At 39.7% G+C, this 7,025-nt stretch carries 5 protein-coding genes; 3 read left to right on the top strand and 2 right to left on the bottom strand.

The features are described 5' to 3' along the window. A partial coding sequence (locus tag G322_RS23520) for a helix-turn-helix domain-containing protein (protein ID WP_022940429.1) occupies nt 1-239 on the bottom strand: 239 nt, incomplete at its 3' end. A 949-nt stretch (nt 240-1,188) separates the two neighbouring features. On the opposite strand from G322_RS23520, the gene G322_RS21115 reads away from it, so the two are divergent. Then, nucleotides 1,189-2,784, top strand: a complete 1,596-nt coding sequence (locus G322_RS21115; protein ID WP_022942781.1) for an alkaline phosphatase family protein — start codon at nt 1,189-1,191, stop codon at nt 2,782-2,784. A 250-nt stretch (nt 2,785-3,034) separates the two neighbouring features. Here the strand turns inward: G322_RS21115 and G322_RS24615 are convergent, their stop codons facing one another. Continuing rightward, nucleotides 3,035-3,250 carry a DUF4442 domain-containing protein gene (locus G322_RS24615; RefSeq protein ID WP_084683771.1) on the bottom strand — a complete coding sequence of 72 codons (216 nt, stop codon included), beginning with the start codon at nt 3,248-3,250 and terminating at the stop codon, nt 3,035-3,037. A gap of 280 nt (nt 3,251-3,530) precedes the next feature. Between G322_RS24615 and G322_RS0116255 the strand changes: the two genes are divergently transcribed. Further along, nucleotides 3,531-3,854 (top strand): hypothetical protein, encoded by a 324-nt coding sequence (locus tag G322_RS0116255; RefSeq protein WP_022942780.1) that lies wholly within the window; start codon nt 3,531-3,533, stop codon nt 3,852-3,854. A 1,690-nt stretch (nt 3,855-5,544) separates the two neighbouring features. Next, nucleotides 5,545-6,597 (top strand): aldo/keto reductase, encoded by a 1,053-nt coding sequence (locus G322_RS0116250; RefSeq protein ID WP_022942779.1) that lies wholly within the window; start codon nt 5,545-5,547, stop codon nt 6,595-6,597. The last annotated feature ends 428 nt before the right edge of the window (nt 6,598-7,025 follow it).

Raw genomic sequence — 7,025 nt, 5'->3', positions numbered from 1 at the left:
CTAAGGTAGCCCTCAGAACCACCATTATCCGATGTTATTTTTTGACTGGTGACATAATCATTTAAATGTCGAGTAATACTTGTTTTGTGTTTTCGTAGCGCCTGAGATATTAACTCCTCAGACCAACCTTCAGCAGATAATAAAATCGCTTTTATTCTATCGCACTCGCGCTTATCCCTGCTCATTTTATGGCGAGATTCTAAAATCTTTTTTTGCTGATAGGATAATGATATTTGCATATAGACAGTTTGATCTTTTAAATTTAAATTTCAACTTAATTTTCCTAAATGAGAAGTCTTTTCAAAGATCATGGGTATAGACAGTTTGATCTTTTAAATTTAAATTTCAACTTAATTTTCCTAAATGAGAAGTCTTTTCAAAGATCATGGGTATAGGTAGAATAAACAGCCTTTTTCTTAATATCTAAAATATGCTTACCTCAAATTTCCACATTTGCCTCTTTTTTCAGTGCTATGAGGGAGTGAAATACTGACATTTATCGCCTATTATTCAACTCTTTTAAAAAATTACAGGTAAAAATGCAAGTCCTTCCCACTGTTGTCTAAAGCAGCTGCTTCTGTTTATGATGAACTTGCCTTTATTCAAACAAACTCATCTGAGCAGGGGCTCGACTTTCCGGCGGTAAGCTCTTTACTATTTTCATTCTTTTTAAGAAGGTGACTGAGTATCTTTTCTATCACAACTGGAGTTCATTAGACACATCCCTGTGTCTAACCCCTGCGGGGCAGCATTCGCTGTGCAAATCAGCTTTCCTGCCGATTTGTCAATGCTTGCAATGATCTTAATCACAGCACCGCATTGATGACAGGTTTCTATCTTTATGCCAAAGACCCGTTTGAGCCTGTCGACCAGGTCTTTTATTTACGTTTTTCACTGTTTTTTAGGGATTAGTACCATCGGATTTTGATGTGCCCCCTGCTTTCTTTGTCTAGCCTTATTGGGGGAGATCTCTGCTCTGTTTTTGCTATTTGGCGCAAAAACACCATGACCAATTCATCGGGAATGAATTAGGACAACCGCAGGTTGCCTGGAAAGGGATGAACAAGGATGTTCATCATCTAAACACGTTTTTCCATCGTTATCTTCGACATACACACCATCGAGAAATAGCATGTAAAATTTTTATTATCAGCTAAGATAAGTATTAATGACAGCATGGGGCGAAATATGAAAAACATCCTATTTATCACCGCAGATCAATGGCGAGCAGATTGCTTGTCCTCGATGAATCACCCCTGTATCAAAACCCCAAATTTGGACAAGCTTGCAGAAGATGGTGTGCTCTTTAAGAATCACTACGCTCAAGCAGCACCGTGTGGCCCCGCAAGAGCCAGTCTTTATACGGGTATGTATTTACAGAATCACCGGATTGTTCAAAACGGAACCCCCTTAGATGCCAGGCATACCAATATCGCTTTAGAAGCCCGAAAAGCCGGCTACGACCCACTGCTGTTTGGTTATACCGACATGAGTCCCGATCCTCGAACCCGTGCGCCAGGGGATCCCGATTTAAGGCAGGATATGGGCGTTTTACCGGGGATGACGGCAGCGGTTTTACTCAATAGGGAGGCGGTCCCTTGGCTTATCTATCTTAAGGGAAAAGGTTATGAAACCCCGCTGGGCCCTTGGGAAGTCCATCGACCAGTAGAAAACTATGCGGACGCCAAAAATCGGGGGCCATCTTTCGCTCCGTCTCGCTATAAGGCCGAGGACAGTATCACCGCATTTCTGACCGATGAAGTGCTCAAATATCTATCCATCAAACAGGATAATTCCTGGTTTATTCATTTGTCCTATCTACACCCACACCCTCCGTTCGTCGCCCCCGAACCTTATCACGATATGTATAATCTCCAGGATATTCCTGCGACGGTAAAAGCCGAAACGGCAGAGATCGAAGGCCAACAACATCCTTGGCTATCGCATTATATTAATAATCAGACACAGGATCTCTGGTATGGCCACGATGCCAAAACCAATGTCACCCTGGATGGTGCCGAGGTGGATCAAATCCGCGCTACCTACTATGGTTTAGTGTCTGAAGTCGATCACCAGATAGGCCGTCTAATCAATTTTCTCAAGGAAAATAATCTGTATGACAAGACCCTGATTGTTTTTACCACCGACCATGGCGAGCAGTTAGGCGATCATTGGCTGTTTGGTAAATCCGGTTATTTTGATCAGTCCTTTCACATCCCACTGATTATTCGCGACCCAGAAAACGATGCTAAAGCAGGACAGAAGATTGAGGATTTTACCGAATCGATTGATGTATTCCCAACTATTTTAGATTGGATAGGCTTAGAGGCACCTTCGCAATGTGACGGCTGGTCGCTACTGTCATTTTGCAAGGGGCAGCAACCCAGTGTCATCAAAAAAGAAGTCCATTGGGGATATGATTTTCGTGACACGGAAGGTCGAAATGTGCAAAAAAACTTAGGTCTGAGAATAGATCAATGTACGTTAAATGTGATACGCGATAAGAAGTTTAAATATGTTCACTTTACGGCGCTACCTCCGCTGTTATTTGACCTTGAGAAAGATCCGGATGAATTGGTTAATTGTGTCGATGATCCTGCCTATATTACCGTGGTGACAAAATATGCCCAAATGTTGCTGTCTTGGCGAATGCGCCACGACGATAGAATACTCTCGAATACCTGGATAGGTCCAAAAGGACCATTAGAAAAGAAAGACCCTAAACCCTCACACACAGAAGATAAGAATAATTCTATGCTGAAAAAAATTGTAGAAGATAAGTAGCAGGCCTGTAGAAAGTTGGTAACGTGCTCAAAATTACTCCAGGTTGTTGGATTTCACGCCAATTATTATACTTCAAATGTACGCCTTTTGTGTCAGAACAATTGATTTCAGCTAGTGATATTCAATTGCCAATACGTTTTTAGTACTTTGAAGTAATACCAATACAATTACGTGAACGACCAATTTGGTGTGTTGCCTGTTAGAATAAAGGGCTCTGTTGTAGAACCCGGTTGTCACCCATAAGCCGCGACTAATATTTCCTGTTTATTGAGCTTTGCGTTGTCTTCCCTAAACCGGTGATCAAACACGTACAGTGATTCGGCGATAAGGCTGAAATATTTGGCTTAATCGTTGAGAAATAAGGCACCATACGGCAAACCATCATCGAAAAAACCTTGTTGCAAAAAGGGTGTTTTTCAAGTGTACGATAGGGTGATAGTATTTTATTGACTTGAGGTTGATTCATTTGATGCACATGAAGACGTTAACTCTATTGGGTTATGATTAAGTACAGTCAGGAGGATATAAGTTATATTCGTAAAAAAAGCTTAGCTTACCGAGGGGTATTAATCATTATAAACTTAGCGAAAAAAGCCAATACTAGGTACTCAGGTGCATTCACGGTACAATGGGTTATTGATGGGCGTTTACAGGAAAGTGAATGCCTTGGTTTGTCCGTCAAACCCCTTAGCCAAATAACCTTGAACACTAGCCTTTTAAATACAACCAGAAGAGTTAACCATTTAATGAAACCCTATACCAATACAGCTGAATTAATTGCCACATTTGAGTCGGAGATCAAAACGCTTACAGACAACATAACCACGTTAAAATCCGAGCCACAGAGTATTAATGAACAAATACTTTTAAAGTATATTGATACCGCAAGCACAGGTAAAACAAAAGATTTTGTGCGTTCGTTAGACATTAAGTCAGAACGCGGTTCGTTTTTTTCATCGGGCGATGTGAGCAAGTTGATAAAAAATGGCGCTGAGGATATTTCCCCTAACTTATTGGCTATCGCGCGCACAGTGGTGAGCATGAAAAATAAAAATGGTAAACATCGTTAGGCAACCAGCACCAACTTAAATTTTAACGGCAACAAAAAGTGCGTACATGGAATATAGGTTGAATAAACAGCCTTTTTCTTAATACCTAAATATGCTTACCTCTTTTTCATTACTTTGAGAGAGTGAAATACTGACATTTATCGCCTATTATTCAACTCCTTACAAAATCACAGGTAAAAATTCAAGTCCCTCCCGCTGGTGTCTAAGCCAGCTATGCCACTTCAATGTATATTGGCAAAGTTAATTTGGACATATTTTTGGAGGCATCAGAAAAAATCTAAGGCACTTTGTGCCCCTTTATGCGAGCTAGAAATAAACTTACACCTATATAAATTCAAGATTAAAGACCTGGCACCATCGCTTTTGGGAATCTTAATTTATAAGGAGTGACCATATATACCCGTTATCATTCAAGGTGTAAAATTCAGCAAGCGGTGAGGTGAGCAGGTTCTAGGCAGAAAGTTGAAGGTCTAACGAGTTCAATCGATGCTTTCTAACGAATTGTTAAATACTGGCATTTAATCAATGTCGATAGTGGATTAACGTCTTTTTGTTAATCTCTCGAAAGACAACGAAGATGCTTGCCTTGTGGGTCGCCAGCTCGTCTCTTGTGCAACCATGGTAATTCGGCGTTGCAGTATTCTTTAAGAGCTAGCCCTTAAAGAATGAAAATATTTTATTTCATTCTACCGAGAGAGGATTAATGTCTTTTTATTAATCTCTCGTAAGTCATCATACTATGCCTTGTCTTAATGTCCGAGCTGACGACTGAATAAAGCACTTTGATTGGTAACGGGTATACGTGCTGTCTTTTTTACTTTCTTGCCATAAAACGTCTATATCAATAAAAAACTAATTTCTGTGATTGACGTCACACTTTTTACTGTTAATATACAATCCATGAGATGAGGAACTCCTTTCTCATAGTTTTTAAAAATTAATTTATTTCAAAATCAATGAGGTTCAATATGTTTTCAACTATCAAAAAAGCACTTACTTTCGGTAACACTAATGCATCAGCAAATTACGGCATTTATTCTCTACGCTCTCTATCATCAGTTACTCCAACCACTTACAGATATTACTAATATAATTGGGCGTTATCAGTTGCCTATTCACGCGAAGCGTGACGCTAATTAGTTGTGCAACTGCCCCATTATTAGATTCCTTTTCTTATCCGGTTTTCAATTCCCCCCTTCACATCATTTACTTTTTTAAAAAACCATCATGTAAATTACCGTGTAGGTAACACAAAACGTCAGACAGCATCATAGAAAAAGGCCGAGATTCAGGTCTTTAATCTTGAATTTTCATAAAGTGTCAATTGATTTTCTAGGGCGTCCATATTGTGACTAAGTAATTTTGGCCACTAATTTACAGTGAAAACACAGCCCTGCAACATTTCTTATCTCGCTTTGTACCCTCGTTGCAATCTAGAAAACTAAGTTGAAATCGGCCTCTAACCGTATCAGAAAACTATAATTTGGTGTTTTTTACATGGTCACTTTAGATATTTACTTATTTAGGACATTGTTGCTAAATAAAGTAACCGCAACGCATGGTGATTTTCAAAGTAACCACTTATTGAATAACTTGCATTTTTACAATATTTATAAAAAACTGCACTATTGAGTATCGCGGTCTAAGCTTTGCTTTAAACATTATAACGAAGTACTCCAACGAGGTAGATATGCAATTTTCAACATTAGGTTCAAGTGATTTATCGGTTTCACGTATCTGCTTAGGCAGTATGACATGGGGGTTACAAAACAATCAGATCGACGCGAATGAGCAGATAGAATACGCACTGTCGCAGGGTATTAACTTTATTGATACCGCCGAGATGTATGCCGTTCCCCCCTCTCCTGATACCTACGGCAAAACAGAAACCATTATAGGCAACTGGTTAGGTAAAAACCCAGCGCGTCGTAAAGAGATTATTCTTGCCACTAAAATTGCAGGTGCAGGTCTGCCTTGGGTACGTGATGGTGGGCCAATTACAGGTGATGCCATTGTTGCAGCGGTTGATGCTTCTTTAAAACGTTTACAAACAGACTACATCGACCTGTTTCAATTGCACTGGCCAAATCGTACCTCCCCACATTTTAGCAAACATTGGCCCAATCAATTTAAATTTACCGAGGTTAATGCAGCTGATCACAGCGCACAAATGTTAGATATTCTACAAGGGTTAGATCGCTGTATTAAAGCGGGAAAAATTCGTTTTTGTGGCTTATCGGATGACACACCTTGGGGTATAAACACTTACTTAAAACTCAGCGAAAAACATAACTTGCCACGCATGGTGTCAATTCAAAATGAGTTTAGTTTGTTACATGCTAAAGACTGGCCTTACTTAATTGAAAACTGTGTACATGAAGATATCGCTTACCTACCTTGGTCACCTTTGGCAGGTGGTATGCTCAGCGGAAAATATCTTAATGGCGCACGCCCAGAGGGAAGTCGCTGGACATTAATACAACGAAATGGGCTGTTTAGAGACACAATAGCAGCACAAAAAGCAATCACAGGTTACGCTGAAATTGCCCAGCAACATAACATGAGTGCTGCGCAACTTGCTCTGGCATGGTGTAACCAAGTTGATGGCGTGACTTCAACCATTATTGGAGCAACCAAAATGACACAACTAAAAGAGGATATTAACGCCTTTTCAACAGCACTTAATGAGCAAGCATTATCCGATATTGATGCGCTGTTTAAATTGTATCCAGTGCCCTTTTAAAGGGTTTAAGGAAAACACATTATCAATATGATGAAACGCCTTTTAATCGATTTATTAAGTGTAAAAAAAGTTAACCACGAAGACACAAAGAAGAAAAATCTATTTATAAACCTTCTTTGTGTTCTCTGTGTAACCTATACCCATGTTACTTCAAGATGCTTTGTCAGGCACAAGCTCGATAATCAGAGCAAGGCACAACACGAGGTAACGTAGGGCTAATTTTCGAGCTTGCGCCCCGTAGGGCAAGGCAACTTGTACCAATCTACGTCGTTATGAAATGTCGACTTAGAATGACTATTAAATAATTAACGTCTTTATGTTAATTATACCGATAGAGGATTAATGTGTTTTTATTAATCTCTCGAAAGGTTCAATTTTATGCCTAGTATATCGGCACAACTTTCCTTGCTGACTTTGCATCTCGAAGT

This window comes from Psychromonas hadalis ATCC BAA-638 (assembly GCF_000420245.1).
GTDB lineage: Bacteria > Pseudomonadota > Gammaproteobacteria > Enterobacterales > Psychromonadaceae > Psychromonas > Psychromonas hadalis.
This window is presented reverse-complemented; position numbering and strand designations above follow the sequence as displayed.